We start from the raw sequence: 24282 nt of genomic DNA, 5'->3' as shown, positions 1-24282 counted from the left end.
CGTCGCATGTGCCGCAGCAATGCGGCTTCGGACCAATCGAGCGACCAGAAGCCGACAACGAGGTGAAGTTCGACGTCCGTTAGGCCACCGGGGAAATGCGCGCAAAAAAAGATGCGGCAAATCCCGCGCGCTTGTGTATTTAGAGTGTCAGGCAGCGGTTCGTGTGGGGGTGGCACGTGGTCGTGTGTTCGGGGCAGTTGCCTCATCCCCATACAAACCGATGGCTTGAGGGGTCGGAGATAACGATTCGCTCGCTCCTTTCGAAGTGGGGGTCTCAATGCAGACGGTCAGTCCATGTCGATGTATCAACTCTAGAGCTCTGTTCGCCATCCTCTCCCTCGTCTCGTGCCTCCTGCTGGGCGGCTTCGCCCTAGGGCAGGACGATCCCAAGCGCGTCGAGACGAACAACCCGGGCCAGATCGCCGGTCAGCTGGTCCTGATCTTGGGTCAGGGCTTCAGCCCGAACGAGATCGTCGAGCTGGACGTCGTCCACGCCGACGGCACCGCCGAGCCGGGCATGGGCCATACTGCGTTCACGGTCGTGGCCGGCGCCGACGGCGCCTTCGTCACCAACTGGACGATCCGCCCCGAAGACGCCCAAGGAGACCAGTTCCAGGTCTCCGCGCGTGGCGGCACGACGGGCGTCGTGACGACCGCCTCCTTCGGACGGACGGTCGCGATCGGCACCGACAAGTTCGCGTACGGACCGACCGAGAGCGCGCTCATCACCGGGACCGGCTTCCTCCCGGGTGAGGGCGTCACCCTTCAGGTCGTCCACGACAACGGCGGCGCCGAGCCCGGTGAGGGCCACGATCCTTGGGTCGTGACCGCCGACGTTTCGGGAACGATCAACTCCACGGTTCCGATGAATCCGGGCGACACCGCCGGGAACGAGTTCATCGTGACCGCCAAGGGCGGCGACACCGGCCTCGCCGCGGGCGCTGCGATCATGGATTCGCTCGCGTGCCCGCCGACGCCTCCGCCGGACCCGGTCGTACCGACCCCGCTTCCTTCGGCCCCGTGCCCGCCCAACCTGAACTCCTGCACCGCGAACGACGTCGTGACGACGGTCGTCGCCGCCGATCCGGGCAACAACGTCTGCGGAACGCGGTCTGACACGCTGGCCCTTACGTTCACGGTCAAATTCCAGACGACGGCCAGTCAGCGCTACGACCTCGGCATCTTCGTCTCGGAAGACGGCGGCACCGTCACGAACGGCTCCGGCAACACGCCTCCGACCGCGCTGGTCTGCGGCGGTCTGGCCCCGCAGGTCGGCGACGGCGACGGAAACGCGGACACGTCGGACTGCGACTCCGACCACTTCCTCGACCTCGATCCGACGGGCCACGCGCCGAACAACGCGGCCGTCGACACCTGCGGCGACCTCCAGCAGAACGCAGGCCCGGTCTTCCTGACCGTCTCGGCCGTCGTTTCGTGCGAGACGGTCGACCAGAACCTGCACCTCAAGGTCCCGTCCTGCCGTGTGTGGGAGCAGAACGCGAACCACCAGGTTGCCTGCACCTCGCTCGCCCAGGCCGGCACCGGATCGAAGTGCGACTGCACCGACCTCGACTTCACGACCGTCCTGAACCCGTGCGTCACCGCGCTGTGCGACGACGGCAACGACTGCACGACCGACAGCTGCACGGTCGAGGGCGGCGTGGCGGTGTGTCACAACGTCCCGGTCGATGACGGCACGTCCTGCAGCGACGGCAATGCGTGCACGACGGGCGACACCTGCGGCAACGGCGTTTGCCACTCCGGCACCCCCGTGGTGTGCGACGACGGGAACGCGTGCACGAACGACAGCTGCGACCCGGCGACGGGCAACTGCGTCTACACGAACAACACCAACCCCTGCAGCGACGGCAACGCCTGCACCACCGGCGACGTCTGCGGCAACGGGACCTGCAACCCCGGCACGGCGGTCGTGTGCAACGACCACAACGGCTGCACGGACGACAGCTGCGACCCGTCCTCTGGTTGCGTCTACTCTCCCAACACGGCTCCGTGCGACGACGGGAACGCCTGCACGACCGGCGACGTCTGCGGTGCCGGAAGCTGCCACGCAGGCGCCCCGCTGAACTGCAACGACGGGAATCCCTGCACGGACGACTCGTGCAATCCGGCGAGCGGCTGCGTCCACACGAACAACACGGCGCCGTGCGACGACGGGAACGCCTGCACGACGAACGACACGTGCGGCGGCGGCTCGTGTCATGGCGGGGCGGCTCCGAACTGCAACGACGGGAACCCCTGCACCGACGATAGCTGCAACCCCGCGACCGGCTGCGTGCATACCGACAACACGGCACCGTGCGACGACGGGAACGCCTGCACCACGGGCGACACCTGCGCCGGCGGCTCTTGCGTCGGCGGGCCTGCGCCCAACTGCGACGACGGAAACCCCTGCACGGACGACTCGTGCAATCCGGCGTCCGGCTGCGTCCACACCAACAACACGGCACCGTGCGACGACGGGAACGCCTGCACCACGGGCGATACCTGCGGCGGCGGAAGCTGTCACGGCGGTCCTGCGCCGAACTGCGACGACGGGAACCCCTGCACCGACGACTCGTGCAACCCCGCGTCCGGCTGCGTCCACACCAACAACACGGCACCGTGCAACGACGGGAACGCCTGCACCACGGGCGACACCTGCGGCGGCGGAAGCTGTCACGGCGGTCCGGCGCCGAACTGCGACGACGGGAATCCGTGCACGGACGACTCGTGCAACCCCTCGACCGGTTGCGTCCACACCAACAACACGGCACCGTGCGACGACGGGAACGCCTGCACCACGGGCGATACCTGCGGCGGCGGCACCTGCAACGGCGGCCCGGCGCCGAACTGCGACGACGGGAATCCGTGCACGGACGACTCGTGCAACCCCTCGACCGGTTGCGTCCACACGAACAACACGGCGCCGTGCGACGACGGTAACGCCTGCACCACGGGCGACACCTGCGGCGGCGGTACCTGCGTCGGCGGGCCGGCGCCCAACTGCGACGACGGGAACGTCTGCACCATCGACAGCTGCAACCCGGCGACGGGCTGCGTGCACGACGCCGGCGGAGCGAACGGCAACCCCTGCGACGACGGGAACGCCTGTACCGGCGTGAACGGGAACGAGGACCACTGCAACGACGGCTCGTGCCAGCCCGGCGGCACGGTGCCCTGCGACGACGGGAACGTCTGCACGACCGACACCTGCAACCCGGCGTCCGGCTGCGTCTTCACGAACAACACCGCCCCGTGCAACGACGGGAACGCCTGCACGACGGGCGACACCTGCGGCGGCGGCACCTGCCACGGCGGGCCGGCCCCGAACTGCGACGACGGCAACCCGTGCACGGACGACTCGTGCAACCCGGTCACCGGCTGCGTCCACACGAACAACACGGCCCCGTGCAACGACGGGAACGCCTGCACGACGGGCGACACCTGCGGCGGCGGGACCTGCCACGGGGGGGCCGCTCCGAACTGCGACGACGGCAACCCGTGCACCGACGACAGCTGCAACCCCTCGAGCGGTTGCGTCCACACCAACAACACGGCGCCGTGCAGCGACGGCAACGCCTGCACGACCGGCGACACCTGCGGCGGCGGGACCTGCCACGGCGGCGCTCCGCCCAACTGCAACGACGGGAACCCGTGCACCGACGATAGCTGCAACCCCTCGAGCGGTTGCGTCCACACGAACAACACGGCCCCGTGCAACGACGGGAACGCCTGCACGACGGGCGACGCCTGCTCCGGCGGTACCTGCGTCGGCGGGCCCGCCCCGAACTGCAACGACAACAACGTCTGCACGACCGATTCGTGCAACCCGGCGACGGGCTGCACGCACGTGAACAACACGGCGCCGTGCGACGACGGGAACGCGTGCACGACGAACGACACGTGCAGCGGCGGGACGTGCCACGGCGGATCCGCGCCGAACTGCAACGACGGCAACCCGTGCACCACCGACAGCTGCAATCCGGCTTCGGGGTGCGTTCACACCGGCTCGGACGGCTCGGACAACTCGTGCGGTCAGGTGACCGACACGATGTTCTGCGCGCTTCCGACCGGGCTCTGCGGGAACTCGCCTTCGACGCCGGAGTTCCGCCTGCTCGATCTCCAGAACCCGACGTTCAGCAGCGTGCTCAACAAGACGGTGATGAACGACTACATCATCAACGCCTCGAACCCCGGGCAGTTCTACTACAACGTCTTCTACTCGGGGACGCCGGGGAGCGCCGTCAACCTGACGATCGAGCTGTCCTACCCGTTCGTCACGCAGGGCGCGAATCCGATCCAGGTCCACAGCGGCGTGAGCCTGAGCGGCGGCTGCTATCAGCCGAGCCCGTCGCTCTCCGGCTTCACGATCACGACCGACGGCGGGCAGTCGTCGTCCGGCAGCCCCATCGTCGCGCTCTCCGATTACGGCGCTCAGCAGCTCGGAAGCACGACCGCGGTCTACGTCTCGGGGACGGTGCCGGCGAGCGGCCTCGTTTACGTGACGATCCACGTCGACTACGGGCTCAAGAAGGTCTCGGGGTGGCAGCAGGCGACCAACGGGACCACCGCCCAGGGTCCGGATACCAACCTCGACAACGTGCTCGACGGGTTGGGCGACGGACCGATCTACATCAACAGCCCGCAGCCGTACACGTTCGACTTCAGCGGCGGCGGTCCGACCCACACGTACACACCGTCCTCCTGCAACACGTTCAAGAAGAACTCGGGGGTGAACGGCAACACGCTCAAGGCGTCGACCGGCAACCCCGTGACGGGTGTCCGGGTCCAGTTCTTCGATCCGAAGGGTGTCCTCATCGCGACGACGACGACCGATGCGGACGGCTTCTACAACTTCATCTACAAGGCGAAGGGCAAGGCACAGAGCTACACCGTCAAGCTACCGGATTACGGGAAGCAACAGACGGTGACGCTCAAGGCGAACGGTTACTCGCGTGCCGACTTCGTGGACCTTCCCTGACGGGCGGGTCCTAGCGTTCGAGGACTGACTCGACCGGGCGGCGGGCTTCGGCCCGTCGCCCGGTCGAACTTTTTCGAGGGTGGACGATGGGCACGAGGGCGCGCGCGTCACGACTGCTGGTTGCGACGCTCTTCGTGTTCACCCTCGCCTCCGCCGCCACGGACCGTTCCTTCGATCTCGCGCTCTCGGGGGCGGACACCTGGACGGCAGCGAACGCGAGTCAGGGGTACCGCCTGACGCTGTCAGCCGGCGGTGCTTCGGTCGTGACGCGCAAGGGCGCGTTCACGATGTCGCTCCGGCGCGACGATGGCGCGCCGATGGCCTCCGGGCCGCGGCTCGACGTCCTTCACAATGATCTCGACGAGTCGTTCGTCAACGACCGATCCGGCTTGCTGTACGGAATCCGTCTCATCGACGGCGACGCACACGGGACGACCGTGCTCGCCTACGCCTTCGGCGGCGACCTGAGGCCGAAGCTTCGCGACGATGGCAGGGAGATCGCGCTTTCGCGCGTGCTCGTCCTCGGCGATCTTCGCGCGGCCGATGCGGAGGGCCGCGACGTCGATCTCGCGTGGCGCGACGGGACGAAGCTCGTCGTTCAGACCCAGGATCACGTCTTTCCCGTCACGATCTCGATGCGCCTCACGACGGCGAAGTCGGCGGAGCCCGCGGCGTCGCCGGCGGGACCGCTCGTCGTCCCGCCGAACGATCAGTGCACGGGGGCCGAGGTCATTCCCGCGGCGGGTCCTTTCCCGTACACGTCGGGCGCCTACGACATCACCGACGCGACGTCGACCGGCGACCCGGCTTTGCCGAGCTGCCAGAGCGACGTCTCGCGCAGCATCTGGTTCAAGTTCACACCCTCTGCGAGCGGCAACTTCACCTTCGCGACGTGCAGCGACGCGCCGAGCGCGACCACCGTGCCGGATACCGTCCTCGCGGTGTACGCGGCGACCGGCTCCTGCACCGGCCTCAGCGAGGTGACGGGCGGCTGCGACGACGATTCCTGCGTCTCCGGATCGCAGCAGTCGGTGATCAGCGCCATCCGGTTGACGGCCGGACAGACCTACTACGTCGTCGCGTGGCAATTCAGCTCGACCCCGCCGTCTCCGGGCGCCTCGACGATCCAGCTCGTCGTCAGCCAGAACTCGTCCGGAAGCGCGCCACCGAACGATCAGTGCGGCGGCGCCGAGGTCATTCCCGCGGCGGGTCCGTTCCCGTACACGACGGCGCTGACGGCCGACATCACGAACGCGACGGAGACCGGCGACCCGGCGGCACCGTCCTGTCAGCCGCTCGTCTCGCGCAGCATCTGGTACGTCTTCACGCCGTCGGCGTCCGGGAATTACACCTTCTCGAGCTGCGCCGATGCGCCGACGGGAACGACGGTCGACGACACGGTGATCGCCGTCTACTCGAGCGCCGGAGTCTGCTCGGCCCTCAATGAAGTGGCCGGCGGCTGCGACGACGACTCCTGCGGTGTCGAGGATGCGCAGGCGGTGGTGAGCGGGCTCCCGCTCGTCGCCGGGCAGACCTATTACGTCGTCGTCTGGAAGTACGACACGATCGCACCGACGGTCGGCAACACCGCCGTTCAGCTCCGCGTCGACAAGGGAACCGGCCCATCGAACGATTTCTGCAGCGGGGCGATTCCGCTGGCCCTGGATACCCCGCTCGCCGGCACCACGCTGAACACGACCGACGACTACGAGCTCTCCGGAACGGCGTGCTTCACCGGGATCGGTCAGACGCCGATGTCCGCCGTCGGGGGCGATGCGGTCTACCGTTACGCGGCCGCCGTCGCCGGAAGCTACTCGTTCCGCGTCAACGCCTACGATCCGACGAAGAACGTCATCCTCTACGTCGCCTCCGACTGTCCGGGCGGCACATCTCCCGCGACGATCGGAAGCTGTCTCGCCGCGGCGAACCGGAACAGCGGCAATCCGGCGGAAGAGGTGAATTGCCTGCCCCTCACCGCCGGCCAAAACGTCTACGTCTACGTCGACGAGGCGGTGGCGGGCGGGGGAAGCACCTTCAACCTGGAGGTCAACCGGTGTACCCCGGAGGCCGAGCCGGACGACTCGGTCGCGACCGCGTCGACGTTGGCCTGCGGTGTCGAGGGCGGTATCGGGGTGAACGGCGACGCGGACTTCTTCTCGCTCGGGGCTCCGGACTCGGGCTCGCGGGTCTTCGCCATCGCCGACGGCGTCGCGGCGAGCAGCACCGATTTCGACATGCGGGTGACGACGGCGACCGATACCCTCGAGTTCGACGACGCGAACGACGACACGCCGTTCGGCGCGCTCTCACCCAACGTGGCGGGGACACCGCTCACCGGCGTGCCCGGCTACCTCCGGCTCAGTCTCCACAGCGCGATCATGACCTCGGAGCCTTACCGTCTCTACGCCGCGATCCAGCCGCCGTCCTCGAGCGCGACGCCGGAGGTCGAGCCGAACGGCACGACCGCGGCGGCGACCGCGGGAACGAACCTCTACTGGAGCGGCTCGCTCAGCAGCACGAGCGACGTCGACATCTTCAAGTTCACGGCGACCGCCGGCGATCTCGTGTCGATCGGCCTCGACGCGGATCCGGCACGCGACAATACCCCGTTCAACGCGATCCTGGCGCTCCTCGACTCGGGCGGCGCCGCGCTCGTCACGGTGAACGACAGCGGAGCGACGTCGTCCACGACGTCCGGGGCCGGGACGCTCACCGCGACGACGCCGAACTCGCCGGGAGAGGCGCTCACGTATCGCATCCGGACGAGCGGCACGTACTACGCCCGCGTGACGTACTCGAGCGGGACGACCCCCGCGGACTACCTCCTGTCGGTCGCCCGCAACTGCAAGATCAGCCCCGCGACCGACGTGTCGGTGACGCAGTCCGATTCGCCGGATCCCGCCGCGCTCGGAGCGAGCGTCACGTACACGATCACGGTGCACGACCTCGGCGCGGCGCCGGCTTCCGTCATCGAGCTGCGCGACGATCTTCCTGCCGGCAGCAGCTTCGTCTCGGCGACCCCGTCGCACGGCACCTGCAACGGTACCGGCCCCGTGTTCTGTCACCTCGGGACGCTCGCGGCGAGCGGCACCGCGACCGTCGCGCTCGTCGTCACGGCGCCCAACGCGAACGCGACGATGGTCAATACGGCGCGGGTCCAGACCGCGGTCATCGACACGAACGCGGCGAACGACACCTCGACCGAGTCGACGACCGTCGGTGCCGCCGACAGCGACGGGGACGGCGTCCCAGACACGTCCGACTGCGCGCCGAACAACGCGGCGGCCTGGGCGATCCCGGGCGAGGCGACCGCGCTCATTTTTCCCACCGCGGGAAATAAGGCGTCGATGCAGTGGACGGCCCCCGCGATACCCGGCGGGACAACCGTCCTCTACGATCTCGTGCGCGCCACCGCCCCAGGCGGCTTCGCGACGCCTTCATGCCTCGCGACCGGGATCTCCGCGACGAGCGCTTCGGATCCGGCGAGCCCTGCCGCCGGCTTCTATTACCTCGTTCGATCGGAAAATGTCTGCGGCGGCAACGTGGGCACCGGCGTGAACGGAGCGCCGCGCACCGTCGGATCCTGCCCCTAGCTTCGCCCCTGACCGGCCCCCTGGCACGTCCCCTGCTCTTCCCGATCTCCGCCCGAGCGACGACGGTCGTTCGGCGGGAGATCCATGAACGCGACCGTCCGGCGGGCCGTTTTGGTCATCGCGATGACGCTCCCGTGCTTGCGCGCTGCACGCGCGGCGAGCTCGGTGTATTTGCCGCTCGACCGGCTCGCCGCAGCGGCGACCCTGGTCGTGGAAGGACAGGTCGTCCGCACCGCGTCGGGGCTCGACCCCGCCATGGGGGCCCTGGCGACGTACGTGACGATCGACGTCTCCTTCGTCCACAGAGGACCCGCGACGCTCACGCGCATCGTCGTCCGCGAGCCCGGTGGCCACGTCGGCGACCTCGTGAACGCGATCGATGCCGTACCGGTCTTCGAGGCGGGGGAGAACGTCCTCCTCTTCCTCGAGCCCGCGCGCGATCGCGCGCTGCGCGTCGCAGGGCTCTTCTTCGGCAAGTTCACGCTCGTCGAGACCGCGTGGGGCGGCCGCGCGGCGCGCCGCGACCTCTCCGGTCAAGGATTGATCTTCGGGCGCGCACCGGCCGAGACCGAGGAGTTCCCGGCCTCCGAGATCGAATCGCTCGTCGCCGCCGTTCCCGGCCGGTCCGCGAGGGACTGGTCGGCGGTTCCACCGGAGCTCGACCGGCTCGTCTGGGACGATGTCCGCGAGGCGTCGAGCACCGTCATCGGCGGAAAAGCGCCGGTCGCGAGCGGACCGTCCGCCGATTTCACCACGATGTCGACGAACTACCCGGTGCGCTGGATGGAGTCGGACAGCGCGACTCCGGTGAGCATCAACATCCAGCCGGGCGGCAACCCGTTGAACGACGATGTCGCGGCGGTCGGAGCGATCCGGCGCGGGATGGCGGCGTGGACGAACGTGCCCGAAGCCCGCATCGTCCTGCAGTCGGGGAACGAGAGCTACGCGTTCACCGCGAGCAACGCGCAGAGCCCGACGACGGTGATGCCGCCGGTCAACATCATCCTCTTCGGCGACCCGTACAACGAGATCACCGATCCTTCCGGGTGCACCGGCACGCTCGCCATGGGCGGTTACTGGCGGTCGGGCACGGGAACCAAGACCGTCAACGGCGTCACCTTCTATCCGACGCTGCGCCAGTACGTCGTCTTCAACAACAACTTCCAGTGCTTCCTCGGGAACGCGGACAATCTCGCGGAGGTCGCCGCACACGAGCTGGGCCACGGCCTCGGCTTCGGTCACTCGACCGTCGCCGACGCGATCATGCGTGCGACCGCCTACGGCAACGGGCGCGGCCCGAGGCTGGGGGACGACGATCGCGACGCCGCTCACTGCGACTACCCGCACACGCTGACGCTCACCTCGCCGAACGGCGGCGAATCCTGGAGCGCGAACACCGTTCACGCCGTGACATGGACGGCGACCGCCGAGGTGGGTCCCGACCCCGGAACGGTCGACATCGAGCTGTCGCAGGACGGCGGCACGACATGGACGCCGATCGCGACCGGCGAGCCGAACGACGGCTCGTTCGCGTGGACGATCGGCGTAGCACCGGGGACGCAGAATCTCGTGCGCGTCATCCGTCACAACCGGGTGTCGCCGACTCCGGCTCCGTACCCCGAGGCGTGCAGCCAGGATGCGTCGGACGGGGTCTTCACGATTGCGGCGCCGCAACCGGTCGCCGGATGTGTTCCCGACGGAAGCAACGGTCCGGCCCTGCGGATCGATCGCGGCAGCGGAGGTGCGCTGGTCCTGACGTGGGGCGCATCCTGCTCGTCGGGTGCCACGAACTATGCCGTGTACCAGGGGACGCTCGCGGCGCTTCGTTCGGGCACGTGGGACCACGCCCCGGTGACGTGCGCCGGTGGGACGGACCTCACCGAGACGATCGTTCCCGGGGCCGTGTCGGCGTACTACCTCGTCGCACCGACGGCGTCGGGGCAGGAAGGCATCCTCGGGAATCTGTCGTCGGGTGCCCCGCGACCCTCATCGACCGCCGCGTGCGCGCCGCGCGAGCCCTCGTCCTGCCCTTAGTCGGCGGAAGGCTCGCGCGCGACCTCCGGGGCGAACGAGATCAGCCATCCGCAGCGCGGGCAACGGAACGTCACGGTGTCGAGCTGGCGGCGGTTCTTGATCCGCACGCCTTCGAAGAAAGACTTCTCCGGCGGCCCCTCGACCCACTTCGCACGACCGGGGCGGCTGTTGTGGGCGAAGTCGACGAGGAAGCCGGGCTCCATGCGCTCGCGGCACGCGGGGCATTCGGGAATCGGGGTCGTCATCGCGTACGTCCTTCCGTGCCGTCGTCCCGCCGCTTACGCCGCACGGGACGGCCGCTCTCCGCCAGCTTCTGGCGGAGGAGAAACTCGATCTGACCGTTCAGGCTGCGCAGCTCGTCTTCCGCCCATCGCGCCAGCGCGTCGTACAGATCGGGATCCATACGTAGCAGGAACGATTTGCGCTCGGCCATCCGCCCGTCCTCAGTGGTAGAGCGATCCGGTGTTGACGACGGGCTGCGTGTTCTGCTCGCTGCACAGGACGACGAGCAGGTTGCTCACCATCGCGGCCTTCCGCTCCTCGTCGAGGTCGATGACCTTCTTCTGCGCCAGCATCTCGAGCGCCGTCTCGACCATGCCGACGGCACCGTCGACGATCGTGCGGCGCGCCGCCACGACCGCGGCGGCCTGCTGCCGGCGCAGCATCGCGGCCGCGATCTCCGGTGCGTAGGCGAGGTGGCTCACGCGCGTCTCCAAGACCTCGACCCCCGCCTTATCGAGGCGGTCCTGGATCTCGGTCCTGAGCTGCGTCGAGACCTCGGCGGTATGGCTCGACAGCGCGATGTCGTCGTCCTTGTGCGCGTCGTAGGGATAGCCGGTCGCGAGGTTGCGGAGGGCGGCCTCGCTCTGCACGTGGACGTAGTTCTCGTAGTTATCGACCTGGAACGCGGCCTCGGCGGTGTCGACGACCCGCCAGACGACCACGGCCGCGATCTCGATCGGATTGCCGCGCTTGTCGTTGACCTTGAGCTTGCCGGTCTCGAAATTGCGGATTCTGAGCGAGAGGCGCCGCTTCGTGTAGAACGGATTGGCCCAGCGCAGGCCGGGCTCCCGCGCGGTGCCCCGGTAGGCGCCGAAGAGCTGGAGGACGCGCCCCTGATTCGGGCCCACGGTGAAGGCGCCGCCGAGCATCACCAGGAGCAGGATCATCGCGCCGACCGCCGCGAGGATCTCGGCGACCGCCGCTCTCCGCGCCGCGGACACCAGCCAGGCGACGGCGGCGACGAAACCCACCAGAATCAGCAGCAGCATCGGAATTCCCGGAAGAGAGTCCCGCTTGACCTCGCGCATCATGGCTTCGACCTCCTTGATCGATGTCGATACTAATATGATATCACTCTGATGCCATGTCAAGAGCCATCCCGGTCGGCGTCGAGGCGAATCCCTGGAGGCCGCTATCGCGCGAGAGTAGAAGAAACGCCGGAGCGACTCAGCCGGAGCGGCGCGTGAAGCGGAGGTCGCCGGCCCGCAGCTCGCCACCGACGAGGCGCAGGGTGAACTCGATCGAGGCGGACGGGCAGCAATCGCGATCGCCTGCCGCCCACGCGGAACCCTTTCCTCTGAGCGCGAGCAGATCGATCGCCGGGTTCATCCGGAGATCGAACCGCGGCGGCAGCTTCGCGCGGATATCGGCGACGGTGAGGTCGCGGACGGGAACCATGTGGCCTGCCGCCCACGCGGCCAGCTCGCGCCCGCACTCGCCGGTCTCGGGGACGCAGACGAGCGATTCGATCACCGGCTGACCGGCCACGATGAAGATGTGCAACGGCGCCGGACGGACGTGCGCTTCGTCGTCCTGAACGGCGTAGAGCCGGCGCACGACCCCGGTGCCACGGCGCCCTTCGAAGAGAACCTCGGACAGGACGCGCAACGGCGCCTTCGCGGGTGACGGGCTCGGCCACGCGTAGCGTGCGCTGTAGAGGACGCGGCCGTCGCGCTCGGCCAGGACCTTCCACGCCATCTCGCACTCGGGGTGAGCGGGAGACGTCCAGTTCGGCAGCTCGCCCGTCGGGGCGATGCACCACGTGCGCGCGGTGTTGATCGGCATCTCCGCGCCGTCGAGCACGCGCCCCGCCGCGCGCGCGGAGGATGCCGCGGCGAACCCGAGTACGAGGACGAACGCGGAGCGACGCATGGGGGCAATGTGGGGCGCGGCGGGCGCGCCGTCAAAAGGGCGATTCAGTCGCGGCCGGGCGGCCTGATCGAGGGGAGATGCTCGTCCCGTACCGCCGCGGCGAGCGCGCGCTCGCAGGTCTCGCACGATCGTCCGAGCGTGGGGCAGGGGACGCCGTCGCACTGCGCCTCGGGACAGCAGAGCGTGAGATCGACCCGATTCGTCATGACGGCATTGTGCAGGCGCGGCGCCCTCACACGCTCGCTTCATTCCGGACAAAAGCGTTCTCTTCGGATCGGAACGCCGTCACCGATCGCGCTAGCTTGATCGACCAGCAGGGAGAAAGGAGTCGCCGCATGACCGAGCTCCGCGAGCGACCGAAGCCGTTCCTCCTTCCACAGTTCTGCAAGGGATGCGGCCGGTGCTTGGACGCGTGTCCGAAGCACTGCATCACGCTCGGGACCAAGATCCATCCCGAGACCGGATTGGCGCCGGTCGTCCTGAGCCTCGAAGCGTGCAACGGCTGCGGACTCTGCCTGTCCGCCTGCCCCGAGCCGTACGGTCTCGCCGCGACTCCCGCGGGGACCACCGACCACGAGGTGCAGGATCCCGCACGACTGTTCGGGCCACGGACCGCGGCGCCGGCGGCCGCACCCGACGTCCCCGATCTCGGGATGGCGTTTCCGGCTGCCGAGCCGCTGGTCGTCAAGGGCACGTACGCATCCGCGATCGGCGCGCTGCTCGCCGGCTGCCGTCACTTCTTCGGCTATCCGATCACGCCGTCAACGGAGGGCGCCGAGCTGATGGCGAAGATCCTGCCGAAGCTCGACGGCGTCTTCCTGCAGGCGGTCAGCGAGACCGCCACCGTGAACATGATGTACGGCTGCTCCGGCGCCGGGCTCCGCTGCATGACGTTCACGTCGTCCCCGGGGTTCTCGCTCATGCTCGAGGGGATCTCCTACATGATCGGCGCCGAGCTACCCGGCGTCTTCGTGAACGTCATGCGCGGAGGCCCGGGGCTCGGCAACATCGCCCCGGAGCAATCGGACATCAAGCTCGCGTGCCGGGGGCTCGGGCACGGGAACACGTTCGCCATCGTCCTCGCTCCTTCGACCCCGCAGGAGATGCTCGACGTCACGATGCTCGCGTTCCACCTCTCGTTCCGCTACCGGAATCCGGTCGTCATCCTGGGCGACGGGTACCTGGGACAGATGACCGGGAAGGTCTCGCTGCCGGCCGAGGTGCTAACGCCGGGACTGCCGTCGTGGGCCGTCTGGGGCGACGCGGGCCACCGGGGCAACTTGAACTGCTCGATCTTCCTCGCCGAGTCGGATCTCGAGGCGCACAACGCGCGGCTCAACGAGAAGTACGCCCTCATGACGGCGCGCGAGCAGCGCGCCGACCTGTTTCTGTGCGACGACGCGGAGGTCGTCCTCGTCGCCTGCAACACGCCCGCGCAGATGGCGAAGGGCGCCGTGCGCGATCTCCGGGCGCGCGGCCTTCGCGCGGGGCTGTTTCGGCCGATCACGCTGTGGCCGTTTCCGATCGACGCGCTCAGCCCGGTGGCCGAGCGGATCCGGCGCCTCGTCGTCGTCGAGGCGAGCGCCGGCCAGCTCGAGGACGAGCTGCGCCTCGCCTTGAGCAAGACCGGAGTGTCGACGGCAGCGGAGATCTCGAGCGTGCGCCGCATGGGCGGCGTGCTCCCGCAGCAGCGCGAGATCGTCGATCGCGTGCTGGCCCTGGAAGGAGCGGCCCGATGAGCACGATCTTCTACGAGCGCTTTACGCGGCACGCGCACGGCGAGGGCTTGAAGGGCCAATCGACGCACTACTGCCCCGGCTGCGGCCACGGACTCGCGCACAAGTACCTCGCGGAGGCGATCGACGAGCTCGGGATCCAGGACCGGACCGTCGCGGTCTCCCCGGTCGGGTGCAGCGTCTTCCTCTACTACTACTTCGACGTCGGCAACACGCAAGCCGCTCATGGACGCGCGCCGGCGGTCGCGATCGGGCACAAGGTCGCCAATCCCGAGGCGATCGTGGTGAGCTACCAGGGCGACGGCGATCTCGCGTCGATCGGACTCGCCGAGATCGTCAGCACGGCGCAGACGGGGATCCCCATCTCGGTCATCTTCATCAACAACGCCATCTACGGCATGACCGGCGGTCAGCTCGCGCCGACGACCCTCGTGGGCCAGTCGACGTCGACGACGCCTTCGGGGCGCCCCCTCGGGATGGGGCAGCCGCTCAAGGTCGCCGAGATGATGGCGGGCCTCGACGGTCCGATCTACGTCGAGCGGGTCGCGCTGTACGACAACAAGCAGCGCACGCGCGCGAAGAAGGCGATCAAGAAAGCGCTCACGCTGCAGGTCGAGAACCGCGGCTTCTCGTTCGTCGAGGTCCTCGCCGAGTGCCCGACGCATCTCGGGATGACCGCGGTCGAGTCCGAGGCGTGGGTGCGCGAACGGATGACCGAGGTCTTCCCGCTCGGGGTCAAGAAGGACGTCGCGACCCCGTCGCATCCGGTGCCCGTTCGGCCGAGCCACGACATCGCCCGCCTCTTCGCGGCGGTCGAGGCGAGCGACGAGCGTCCGGCTCGGTTCTGCACCGGCTTCCCGGTGCACCTCGACCCGTCCGACGTCGCGCTCAAGCTGGCGGGGGCGGGGGGCGACGGCGCCCAGACCGCAGCCCTCCTGCTCGCGCGCGCAGCGATCAACGAAGGCTTCGACGCGACCCACATCCCGAGCTACGGTCCCGAGTCCCGCGGCGGGACGTCTTACGCGGACGTCCACGTGGCGCGGGAGGACGTGCTGAATCCGGCGTCGCCGCACCCGCACGTCCTCGTCGCCTTCAACGCGCCGAGCCTGGCGAAGTTCGGTCCGGAGGTCGCTCCCGGCGGGATCGCCCTCTACGACAGCTCCGTCATCGCCGAGCCCCCAGAGCTCCCGGAAGGGGTGCGGCTCGTCGGCGTTCCGATGACGGGCATCGCTTTGGACCTCGGCCGCGCGCTCGTCAAGAACGTCGTCGCCCTGGGAGCGCTCCAAGCGGCGACGACCATCTTCCCGGGCGAGACGTTCCTCACCGCGATCCGGCACGCGCTCAAAGCGAAATGCGCCATGATTCCGCTCAACGAGGAAGCATTCCGCTGGGGGGCGCGCGCGGTCGCGGAGCGCTGACCATGGCTCCGCTCCTCCCCGTCCTCCTGCTCGCGGCGGCGGCCGCGTCGGCTCCGGCTCCTGCGGTCACGCCGATCGAGCAGGAGGTCGATCTGTGCATGAGCTGCCACGGCGACAAGGACGCGCGCGTCGAGCTGCCGGGAGGAGAGAAGTTGCCGCTCTTCGTCGATCGCGCCGCCTTCGCCTCCTCGATCCACGCGCGCGACCTGCGCTGCACGGACTGCCACGCGGGGATGGACGAGATCCCGCATCCGGAGCGAAACGTGAAATCCACGGCGGAGTTCCACGCCGGGTTTCGCGACGCCTGCAAGGCCTGCCACTTCGACAAGTACGCGCTCTCGCAAGGCGGCGTGCATTACAAGCAGTTCGCGATGGGGAACGATGCGGCCCCGGGGTGCGTCGATTGCCACGGGGCGCACGACGTCTTCCCAGCCGCGAAGCCGCGGTCCCGGATTTCCGACACCTGCTCCGGCTGCCACCCCGACGTCGCCGACACCTACCTGAAGAGCGTCCACGGCAAGGCGATGGCGGATGGCAATCCCGACGTCCCGGTGTGCACCGACTGCCACCGCGCGCACGACATCTCGGATCCGCGCGTGGAATCGTGGATCGTCAAGACGCCGGAGCTGTGCGCGCACTGCCACACCGACAAGACGATGATGGCCAAGTACGGCCTGTCGACCGCCGTCGTCGACACGTACCTCTCCGATTTCCACGGCGTGACGTCGACGCTCAGCCGCGCGCGCGGAAGCTCGGCCGAGAGGCGCGCACCCGTCACCGCGCTCTGCATCGACTGTCACGGCGTCCACGACATCACGAAGACCGGTGACGCCCGGTCTCCGGTGCTGCGCGCGAACCTCGTGAAGACGTGCCGCAAGTGCCATCCCGACGCCTCGGAGTCGTTTCCCGACGCGTGGCTCTCGCATTACGAGCCGAGCTTTGCGAAGACCCCGCTCGTCTACGGCGTGAAGATCTTCTACGGAGTCTTCATCCCGTTCATCATCGGAGGATTGGTTCTCCAGGTGCTCCTCCACCTCTGGCGCGTCGTGGTGAACCGATGAAGGAGACATTCCTCCGTTTCTCGCTGCGTCAGCGCCTCGAGCACCTCTCGGTGATGATCCTGTTCCTCGTGCTCGCGGTCACCGGATTCCCGCAGAAGTTCGCGGGTGCGGCGTGGGCGCAGACGACGATCCGGCTCATGGGAGGCGTCGAGATCGCCCGCTTCGTGCACCGATTGGCGGGGATCCTCTTCGCGGTGCTGACCGCGGTGCACCTCGGCACCGCGATCGCGCTCGTGCTGAGCGGCAAGTCCCGGCCGAGCATGGTCCCCGGGCGTAAGGACTTCGCCGACGCGATCAAGACGCTCCGGTACTACCTCGGCCTCTCCGACGCCGAGGCACGGTTCGACCGGTTCGACTACCGCCAGAAGTTCGAATACTGGGGGCTCGTCATGGGCGGGCTCCTCATGGTCGGAACGGGGCTCGTCCTGTACATGCCCCTCCAGGTCACCTCGTTCCTGCCGGGGGTCGTCATCCCGGTCGCGAAGGTCGCGCACAGCAACGAGGGGCTCATGGCCTTCCTCGTCGTCATCACCTGGCACATCTACAACGCGCACCTGAACCCCGACGTCTTCCCGTTCGACCTCACCATCTTCAACGGGAAGATCAGCCGTCACCGCATGGAGCACGAGCATCCGCTCGAGCTCGCGCGCTTGGCCGGAGAGCGGCCGCACACCGAGCACGAGCCGGAGCTCGTCCACGATGGAAAGGACGCCTGAAGCTCCGCACGAGCCCGCGGTCGACCGGGGGATCCAGACCCGGGTGGCGATCCTCGTCCTCGTCGCGGCATTGGCCCCCGTCGTCCTCCTCGGGTCGGCGAGCTTCGCCAGCCTCGCCGCGATGCGGGACGCGCTGCTCCGCGAGCGCGAGGCGTTGGTGGCGAGCGCGACGCAAAAGGTCGAGCGCGGCGTGCGCGAGATGTTGGAAGCGCTCGCCGCCGTCCCGGCCGGCCCCGACGGATCGGGCCGCCTCCGGGCGGCGCAACGGGACGCGCTGCGCGAAGCGGGACTCCGCTCGCGGCTCCTCTCCGGCGCCCTCGTGATCGATGCCGGCGGAGAGATCCTCTCCGAGAGCGGGATCGCCGATCCCGCCGCGAGCGAGGCCGCCGCCCGCTGTGCCCAAGTGCGCGAGGCGATCCGGACCGGAATGCCTGTGGTCTGCTCCGCGGGCGGGGACGAGCACCCGCGCCACGTCGCCGTCGTGCCCCTGCGCGGCACGAGCGGGCGGACGACCGCGGCGGCGGTCGGCCTCATCGACACGCAAGCGGCGGCATGGACGGCGCTGACGCCGCGCGTCGCGCTCTCCGGCTCGGCGCACCTGGCGCTCTTGGATGCCGACGGCGGCGTCATGGCGGGGACGCCGGGCCGCGCGGGTGAGCTCGTCGTCGAGCGGCCGTTGACCATTCTTCCGTGGCGGGTCGTGCTCTCGCAGCCGGAGTCCGAGGTCTTCGCGCCGGTCCACGCGCTCGAGCGTCGCCTGGCGATCCTCACGCCGGCGCTCGCGGCGTTCGCGGTCGTCTTCGCGTGGGGGATCGCCCGCAGCGTCAAGCGGCCGCTCGCCCAGCTGGAGAACGCCGCCGCGCGCATCGAGGCCGGCGATCTCCTCCATCCGGTCCCGACGCTGAGTCGTGACGAGATCGGTCGGCTCGGCCGCTCGTTCGAGGCGATGCGCGTCGCGCTCGCCAGAGACGAGACCCGTCGCAAGCTCCTGCGGAAGGTCATCTCGGCGCAAGAGGACGAGCGCAAGCGCCTCGCGCGCGAGCTCCACGACGAGACCTGCCAGACGATCACCGCGCTCAAGATGAGGCTCGACCCGAAGGCTCAGCCAGACGCCGCCGCGATGGCGGATCGCTCGCTCGACGAGCTGCACCGGATCATCTACGACCTCAGGCCGTCGATCTTGGACGACCTCGGGCTCGTCGCCGCGATCCGGTGGATGGCACAGCGCCACCTCGCGGCGCAGGGAATCCAGGTCCGCTGCGAATTCGACGACGTGCCCGAGCATCTGCCGCCCGAGGTCGAGATCGCCGTGTTCCGAGCCGTCCAGGAGGCGATGAGCAACGTCGCCCGGCACGCCCAGGCCGACAAGGTGCTCCTCGAGATCGCTTCCTCGGACCACGTGCTGGAGGTCGACGTCGAGGACGACGGCGAGGGATTCGACACGCAATCGGTGGGCGAGCCGTCGGCCTCGGGGCGCGGACTGGGAATCCTCGGCATGCACGAGCGGATGGAGCTGATCGGCGGGACGGCGCACGTCGCGTCATCGCCGGGTGGAGGGACCCGCGTGACCCTCCGCGTCCCGATCCCCGAGGCGGCCTGAGATGCCCAAGATCCGCGTCGTCGTCGCCGACGATCACGGCCTCATGCGCGAGGGGGTCAAGGCGCTGCTGCGGGTGACCGACGACATCGAGGTCGTCGGCGAGGCCGAGGACGGGGAAGAAGCGATCCGCGAGGTCCGCCGCCTCGATCCCGACGTCGTGCTCATGGACGTCGCGATGCCGGGCCTCGGAGGCCTGGAGGCGACGCTCGCCATCCGCAAGGAAAAGCCGGCGGTCAAGGTGCTCGTCCTGACGCAGTACGACGATCGCGAGTACGTGGCCCGCTTCCTGAAGGCAGGCGTCGCCGGCTACGTGCTCAAGAGGGCGGCGGCGTCCGAGCTGACCGCCGCGATCCGCGCGGCTCATCGCGGGGGGCTCGTGCTCGACCCCGAGATCGCGCGCGAGGCCTGGGGCGACGCGCACGGAACGGATCGGGCCGAAGGCGATCCCTACGACGCGCTGACCGATCGCGAGAAGCAGGTCCTGAAGCTCGTCGCGGAGGGACGGTCCAACAAGGACATCGCGGAGACGCTCGACATCAGCGTCAAGACCGCGATGGCCCACCGCGAGCACCTCATGGAGAAGCTCGACGTCCACAACCGGACCGAGCTCATCCGCTTCGCGCTCAAGCGCGGCGTGATCCGGGTCTAACGGCTCACCGGCTTGGGCTTGACCTCGGCCTTCCGTCCCAAGAGGGCCAGCGCACGGCGACCGATCTCGCGAGCCACGAGCGCGAAGCCGATCAACGGAAGGAAGATCACGAAGAAGAAGCCCATGACCGGGCCCAGGAGCAGCAGGGCCACCGCGGGGATCCGTGTATAGCGCTCGTCCGGGCTGCCCGGCAACGCGTCGCCGCTCGTCTTGTGGAGGTGGATCTCCCAGGTCCGGAAATTGAAGTAGAAGCCCGCCTTCACCGCATCGCCCGCTCTCTTCGTGCTCATCGGAACCTCCTCGCGTCCGTTCGTTCTTTCTCGCAAGAGGAGGTTACGATCGCAACGGTCGCATCCCCATCGGGCGTCCGCCCCGGTAGGCCGGGAGCGATTCCCTAGTCGCCGGGAACGGTTACCGGAGGCGGGACTTGAACGCGTCGACCACCGCCGCCTCGGCCGGTACGTCGCCGAGGCGCGCGTACGAAGCGCGGAAGTCGCCGAGCGTCGTGCCGGCGAAGCCGGCGACGTCGCGGTCGAGCGTCTCCGCGGAGCCGTCGAAGTAACGCTGGCCGAAGATCGTGTGCGTCTCGTTGTCGACGAACATGGCGACCGCACGCCGCTCTCCGATCCGCATCGTCACCGCCGACACCGTCAGCGTCCGCGTGGCGCCCACGGGCGTGCGCACGCGGAACGTCGCCTCGTCGATCGCCCGCGGAATCGCGGCGAGACGCGCCCGCTCCTCCCTCTCGAGGAAGCGGAACGGCGCGTACTCCGGGAACGACGTCGCCAGCTTGGCTTGAAGCTCCTGGAACGGGGCGCCGTCCGACTCGCCCCAGAGGAAGAGGGCGTGCGCGGGATCGTAGAGTTTCGCCGCTTCGTCGAGCCGTGTGGCACCGGGGACGGGAACGGGCTCGCGGATCGCGGCGAGCGCCCGCACGTTGTCTCCCATGATCTCCGCCACGCCCATCGAGCGCGGGGCCGAGAACTCGAGTGCGAGGTTGTCGTCGGTGTTGACGCGCCCCGCGGCGGCGAACGCGCGCGCGCCGCGGTCGCCGGCGAGGAAGAAGCTCAGGAAGTCGTCGACCGTGCCCATCTCGACTGCAGCGAGATCCTGGGCCACCGCCGGAACGGCGAGGCGCCGGGCCAGGGCTTCCTCGTCGAGGACGATCGGCGCGTTCGCCCCGACGATCTCCGCATCGTAGTGGGTGAGCCAGATCATCGTGTGAGGGAAGCTCTCGGTGAACGTGCGCACGACCATCGCGAGGTCGGCCGGCGTCAGCTCGTAGATCGGCAGCCACTGGCACGCAATGCCGCCCGGGTTCAGGTGCCGCGCCACGGTGCGGAAATACTCCGCGGTGTAGAGGTACGCCGCACCGCCGGACCAGGGATGGATCGGGTCGGCGGTGACGACATCGAAGGTCTCGGCGGTCGTCGCGAGGTAATTGCGGCCGTCGTTCAAGACGATGCGGAGCCTCGGATCGTCGAGAACGCGGTGGTTCCAGGCAGCGAACGTGCGTGCGGCCACGAGGGCCTTCGGCTCGATCTCGGCGAGCACGATCGATTCGACTCCCGGGTGGACCGACGTCGCGCCGAGGGTCATTCCGGTGCCGGTGCCGAGGACGAACACGCGCCGCGGGTGCGGGTGGAGGAGCATCGGAAGATGTCCGAGCGTGCGCTGGCACTGCATGTCCATCGGCGATGTCGTCGCTTCCGGCCGGCCGTTGACGATGAACGATTGCCAGCCGCCGCGTGGCTGGATGACGCTGATGATCTCGTTCGCGCCCTCAGCGTAGTAGAGGACGTCGGTGTTCTCGAGGGCGTCTTCGATCCGCTCGGCCGAGTCGAAGGCGTTGCGCTGCGTATTGCGAAAGATCGCGAAGTACTTTTCGTTCCACGCTCGGCCCCAGCCAGGGACGATGGCGAGCGCGGCCACGACCGCCGCCGTCGCGAGGGTCGCCGCGCGCGCCGCCGGCCTGCCGCGCCAGGCGTGGGTCAGCACCACGGCGCCGACGCCCAGGTTGACGGTCACGAGCATCTGGAGCGCGCGCTCGATGCCGAACGCCGGGATCAAGACGAATCCGCTCGCCGCGGCTCCGAGGATCGCGCCGACCGTGTTCACGGTGAGCACGCGCCTCACCGGCGCATTCTCCGCCGCAAGCGGGAACGCGACGCCCATGAAGAACGCGGGGACCGACATGGTGGCGAACGCGATCGCGAAGCTCGCCGCCTGGCGCGCGGCGAATTCCGTCGAGACGGTCCCCGAGAAGGCGCCCTGCAGGCGGACGGCGTGCGACGGCAGGTCGCGCATGAGGAAGGTGACGCCGAGCGCCGACACTCCGATCACGAGCTGAACGATCCCGAACGCCCTCAGCGGCCTCGCCTTGAACCACGCTTCGGCATGGCTGCCGAGGCCGATGCCGAACAGGAACGCCGCGAGCATGATCGTGAAGGCGTAGACCGACGTCCCCAGGACGAGCGTGAGCATCCGCGTCCACAGAACCTCGTACCCGAGCGCGCAGAAGCCGCTGACACCGATCCCGACGACGACGGGAGTCAGCTCGAGTTCCGCAAGAGCATGTGACGGAGCCGCAACCCCGGTCCTGAACCGCGCGGCGAGCGCGATCGCGGCGAGGCCGACGGCGGCGTTCGTGGCGACCGCGGCGAAGATCGTCGCCCGGACCCCGAGGACCGGAAGGAGGAGAAAGCCGGAGCCGAGGGCGCCCGCGACCGCGCCGAGCGTGTTGATCCCGTAGATCGCGGCGAGCCGACCCGGCGCGGCACGCTCGAGCGCCGGCAGCGTCCCGCCCATGAGCGTCGTCGGAACCAGGAGCGCTGCCGAGGAGAACAGCGTGCGAAGGAACGTCAGCCACGCGCGATCGGTCTCGGCGAGGCGCGCGAGCGGCTCGTAGAGAAACGGATAGGCCATGAGCAGGCCGAGCACCGCGACGGCGGAGATCCCGATGCCCAGCTCGAGGAGGCCGAAGAGCCGAAGCGGACGCGTGGCGCTCTCGGCACGGCGGCCGAGGAGCCATCCTCCGAGCGCGATGCCTCCCATGTACACGGACAGCACGACCGTCACGGCGAGGTGCGAGCCGCCGAACACCAGACTCAGCGATCGCACCCAGGCGACCTCGTAGATCAACGCGGCCGCGCCCGAGAAGAACACGAGGAGGTAGAGGAGAGGCGTCATGGCGGCGGCCGGATGCTAGCGCACGCGCCCCGCGCCGATTCCGGACAAATCCGGGCCGGAATTCGATTCATGCGGGGTATCGCGCAGCGCGGTGGGGCATATCACGCAGGGTCTCCGCGACGGGGGCCCGAAACACTCGAATCCGTCTCCGTCGCGATGTGTTTTCGTGGCATCGCGGTTGCTGTGAAGAAGGGCATGAGATGCCGCCCAATGCACGCCGCCGCCGCCATCCTCCTCGGGGCGGTGTGCTCGGTCGGGCGGGCTGCGGGACCCGTGGAAGCCGGAAGACTCTACGAACTGTCGGACTTCACCGGCCCGGTGCCGTGCTCCGACGCCCTCGTGGTCGCCGACGCGGCCCACGACGAGACGTACACGATCTTCGCGAACGAGGTCCGGATCTTCAACGCATCCGGGATGCAGGTCTACCGGTTCGTCGTCGATCCCTCCGCCTGGCAGCTCACGAGCCTGGCGGTCGACGCCCGCGGCGATCTATTGCTCCTCGTTCACCGCCAGGGCGTCGACGGCGCTCCTTGGTCGATCGTTCGCGCCGACTACCGCGGCCGGATGCAAGATCCGCTCACGCTCGCCGTTCCGGCGGAGCTGGCCGGGTTCCACCCCAACCGCATGTCGCTCCGGGCCGGAGCGATCTGGCTCGTCAGCACCGATCAGATGCTCGCCGCCTCCTTCAGCCCCGATGGAGCCTGGATCCGCACGCTGGATCTGGCCGCGGTCGCCGGAATTCCCTCCGGCGATCGCGGCAGCTTCGGGCTCGGCGGATTCGCGTTCGAAGCGTCCGGCTCGGTGCTCTTCGCGGTGCCGACGCAATTCAAGGTCTACCAGGTCGCGGCGGATGGCACGGTCGCGACGTTCGGCCGCGTCGGTTCGAGCGCCGGCGGCTTCGGGATCGTCTCCGGGCTGGCAGCGGACGATCGCGGGAACATCTTCGTCGCCGACCGCCTGCGCAACGTCGTCATGGTCTTCGACGAGTCGTTTCGGTTCGTCCGCGAGTTCGGGCAGAGCGGAGCGGCCGCGAAGCGTCTCGTCCGCCCCGGCGATCTCGCCGTCGGCGCGTCCGGCAAGGTGTACGTCTCCCAGCTAGGGAACGGCGGCGTCGCGGTCTTCGCGACCGCCGCCGCGTCATGATCAAGGAG

The 24282-nt window shown here is 69.0% G+C and carries 17 protein-coding genes; 10 read left to right on the top strand and 7 right to left on the bottom strand.

Annotation, left to right across the window (positions count from 1 at the left end; translation table 11 throughout):
- Positions 1–277: 277 nt before the first annotated feature.
- From VFV19_17875 to VFV19_17865, 3 genes are all read left to right on the top strand, one after another.
- A complete protein-coding gene (locus tag VFV19_17875) occupies positions 278–4981 on the top strand; it encodes a hypothetical protein (protein ID HEX4826173.1) in 4704 nt (1567 codons plus the stop codon).
- An 86-nt stretch (positions 4982–5067) separates the two neighbouring features.
- Positions 5068–8574 carry a DUF11 domain-containing protein gene (locus VFV19_17870; GenBank protein ID HEX4826172.1) on the top strand — a complete coding sequence of 1169 codons (3507 nt, stop codon included), beginning with the start codon at positions 5068–5070 and terminating at the stop codon, positions 8572–8574.
- An 84-nt stretch (positions 8575–8658) separates the two neighbouring features.
- Complete coding sequence (locus tag VFV19_17865) at positions 8659–10608, top strand: matrixin family metalloprotease (protein HEX4826171.1); 1950 nt, start codon at positions 8659–8661, stop codon at positions 10606–10608.
- Here VFV19_17865 and VFV19_17860 read toward each other — a convergent pair.
- The 5 genes from VFV19_17860 to VFV19_17840 all read right to left on the bottom strand — a co-directional run bounded on the left by VFV19_17860 (position 10605) and on the right by VFV19_17840 (position 12968).
- Positions 10605–10853 carry a PF20097 family protein gene (locus tag VFV19_17860; GenBank protein HEX4826170.1) on the bottom strand — a complete coding sequence of 83 codons (249 nt, stop codon included), beginning with the start codon at positions 10851–10853 and terminating at the stop codon, positions 10605–10607. The genes VFV19_17865 and VFV19_17860 overlap by 4 nt on opposite strands.
- Positions 10850–11041, bottom strand: a complete 192-nt coding sequence (locus VFV19_17855; GenBank protein HEX4826169.1) for a DNA-binding protein — start codon at positions 11039–11041, stop codon at positions 10850–10852. The genes VFV19_17860 and VFV19_17855 overlap by 4 nt, the downstream gene beginning before the upstream one ends.
- Positions 11042–11051: 10 nt before the next feature.
- Positions 11052–11921, bottom strand: coding sequence for an SPFH domain-containing protein (locus tag VFV19_17850; protein HEX4826168.1), 870 nt, complete (start codon positions 11919–11921; stop codon positions 11052–11054).
- A gap of 136 nt (positions 11922–12057) precedes the next feature.
- Entirely contained in the window at positions 12058–12762 is a 705-nt protein-coding gene (locus tag VFV19_17845) for a hypothetical protein (protein HEX4826167.1), read from the bottom strand.
- 44 nt (positions 12763–12806) lie between these two features.
- Positions 12807–12968 (bottom strand): hypothetical protein, encoded by a 162-nt coding sequence (locus VFV19_17840; protein ID HEX4826166.1) that lies wholly within the window; start codon positions 12966–12968, stop codon positions 12807–12809.
- 129 nt (positions 12969–13097) lie between these two features.
- Between VFV19_17840 and vorB the strand changes: the two genes are divergently transcribed.
- Genes vorB through VFV19_17810 form a run of 6 tightly spaced genes read left to right on the top strand, consistent with a single transcriptional unit; the run spans position 13098 to position 19942 of the window.
- Positions 13098–14501, top strand: a complete 1404-nt coding sequence (gene vorB / locus VFV19_17835; GenBank protein HEX4826165.1) for a 3-methyl-2-oxobutanoate dehydrogenase subunit VorB — start codon at positions 13098–13100, stop codon at positions 14499–14501.
- On the top strand, positions 14498–15916 hold the full coding sequence (locus VFV19_17830) for a 2-oxoacid:acceptor oxidoreductase family protein (protein HEX4826164.1): 1419 nt from the start codon (positions 14498–14500) through the stop codon (positions 15914–15916). The genes vorB and VFV19_17830 overlap by 4 nt, the downstream gene beginning before the upstream one ends.
- Positions 15917–15918: 2 nt before the next feature.
- Positions 15919–16977 (top strand): cytochrome c3 family protein, encoded by a 1059-nt coding sequence (locus VFV19_17825; GenBank protein ID HEX4826163.1) that lies wholly within the window; start codon positions 15919–15921, stop codon positions 16975–16977.
- Complete coding sequence (locus tag VFV19_17820; GenBank protein HEX4826162.1) at positions 16974–17693, top strand: cytochrome b/b6 domain-containing protein; 720 nt, start codon at positions 16974–16976, stop codon at positions 17691–17693. Before VFV19_17825 ends, VFV19_17820 begins: the two co-directional genes overlap by 4 nt.
- Complete coding sequence (locus tag VFV19_17815) at positions 17677–19293, top strand: ATP-binding protein (GenBank protein ID HEX4826161.1); 1617 nt, start codon at positions 17677–17679, stop codon at positions 19291–19293. Before VFV19_17820 ends, VFV19_17815 begins: the two co-directional genes overlap by 17 nt.
- A gap of 1 nt (position 19294) precedes the next feature.
- A complete protein-coding gene (locus VFV19_17810) occupies positions 19295–19942 on the top strand; it encodes a response regulator transcription factor (GenBank protein ID HEX4826160.1) in 648 nt (215 codons plus the stop codon).
- Here the strand turns inward: VFV19_17810 and VFV19_17805 are convergent.
- Entirely contained in the window at positions 19939–20232 is a 294-nt protein-coding gene (locus VFV19_17805) for a hypothetical protein (protein HEX4826159.1), read from the bottom strand. The genes VFV19_17810 and VFV19_17805 overlap by 4 nt on opposite strands.
- Before the next feature lie 121 nt (positions 20233–20353).
- Positions 20354–23131, bottom strand: a complete 2778-nt coding sequence (locus VFV19_17800) for a fused MFS/spermidine synthase (GenBank protein ID HEX4826158.1) — start codon at positions 23129–23131, stop codon at positions 20354–20356.
- Positions 23132–23326: 195 nt separating this feature from the next.
- Between VFV19_17800 and VFV19_17795 the strand changes: the two genes are divergently transcribed.
- A complete protein-coding gene (locus tag VFV19_17795) occupies positions 23327–24274 on the top strand; it encodes a hypothetical protein (protein ID HEX4826157.1) in 948 nt (315 codons plus the stop codon).
- Positions 24275–24282 lie beyond the last annotated feature (8 nt).

Source organism: Candidatus Polarisedimenticolaceae bacterium, assembly GCA_036275915.1.
GTDB lineage: Bacteria > Acidobacteriota > Polarisedimenticolia > Polarisedimenticolales > DASRJG01 > DASRJG01.
Note: the sequence above shows the minus strand (reverse complement) of the source record. Positions and strands in the feature narration are given on the sequence as shown.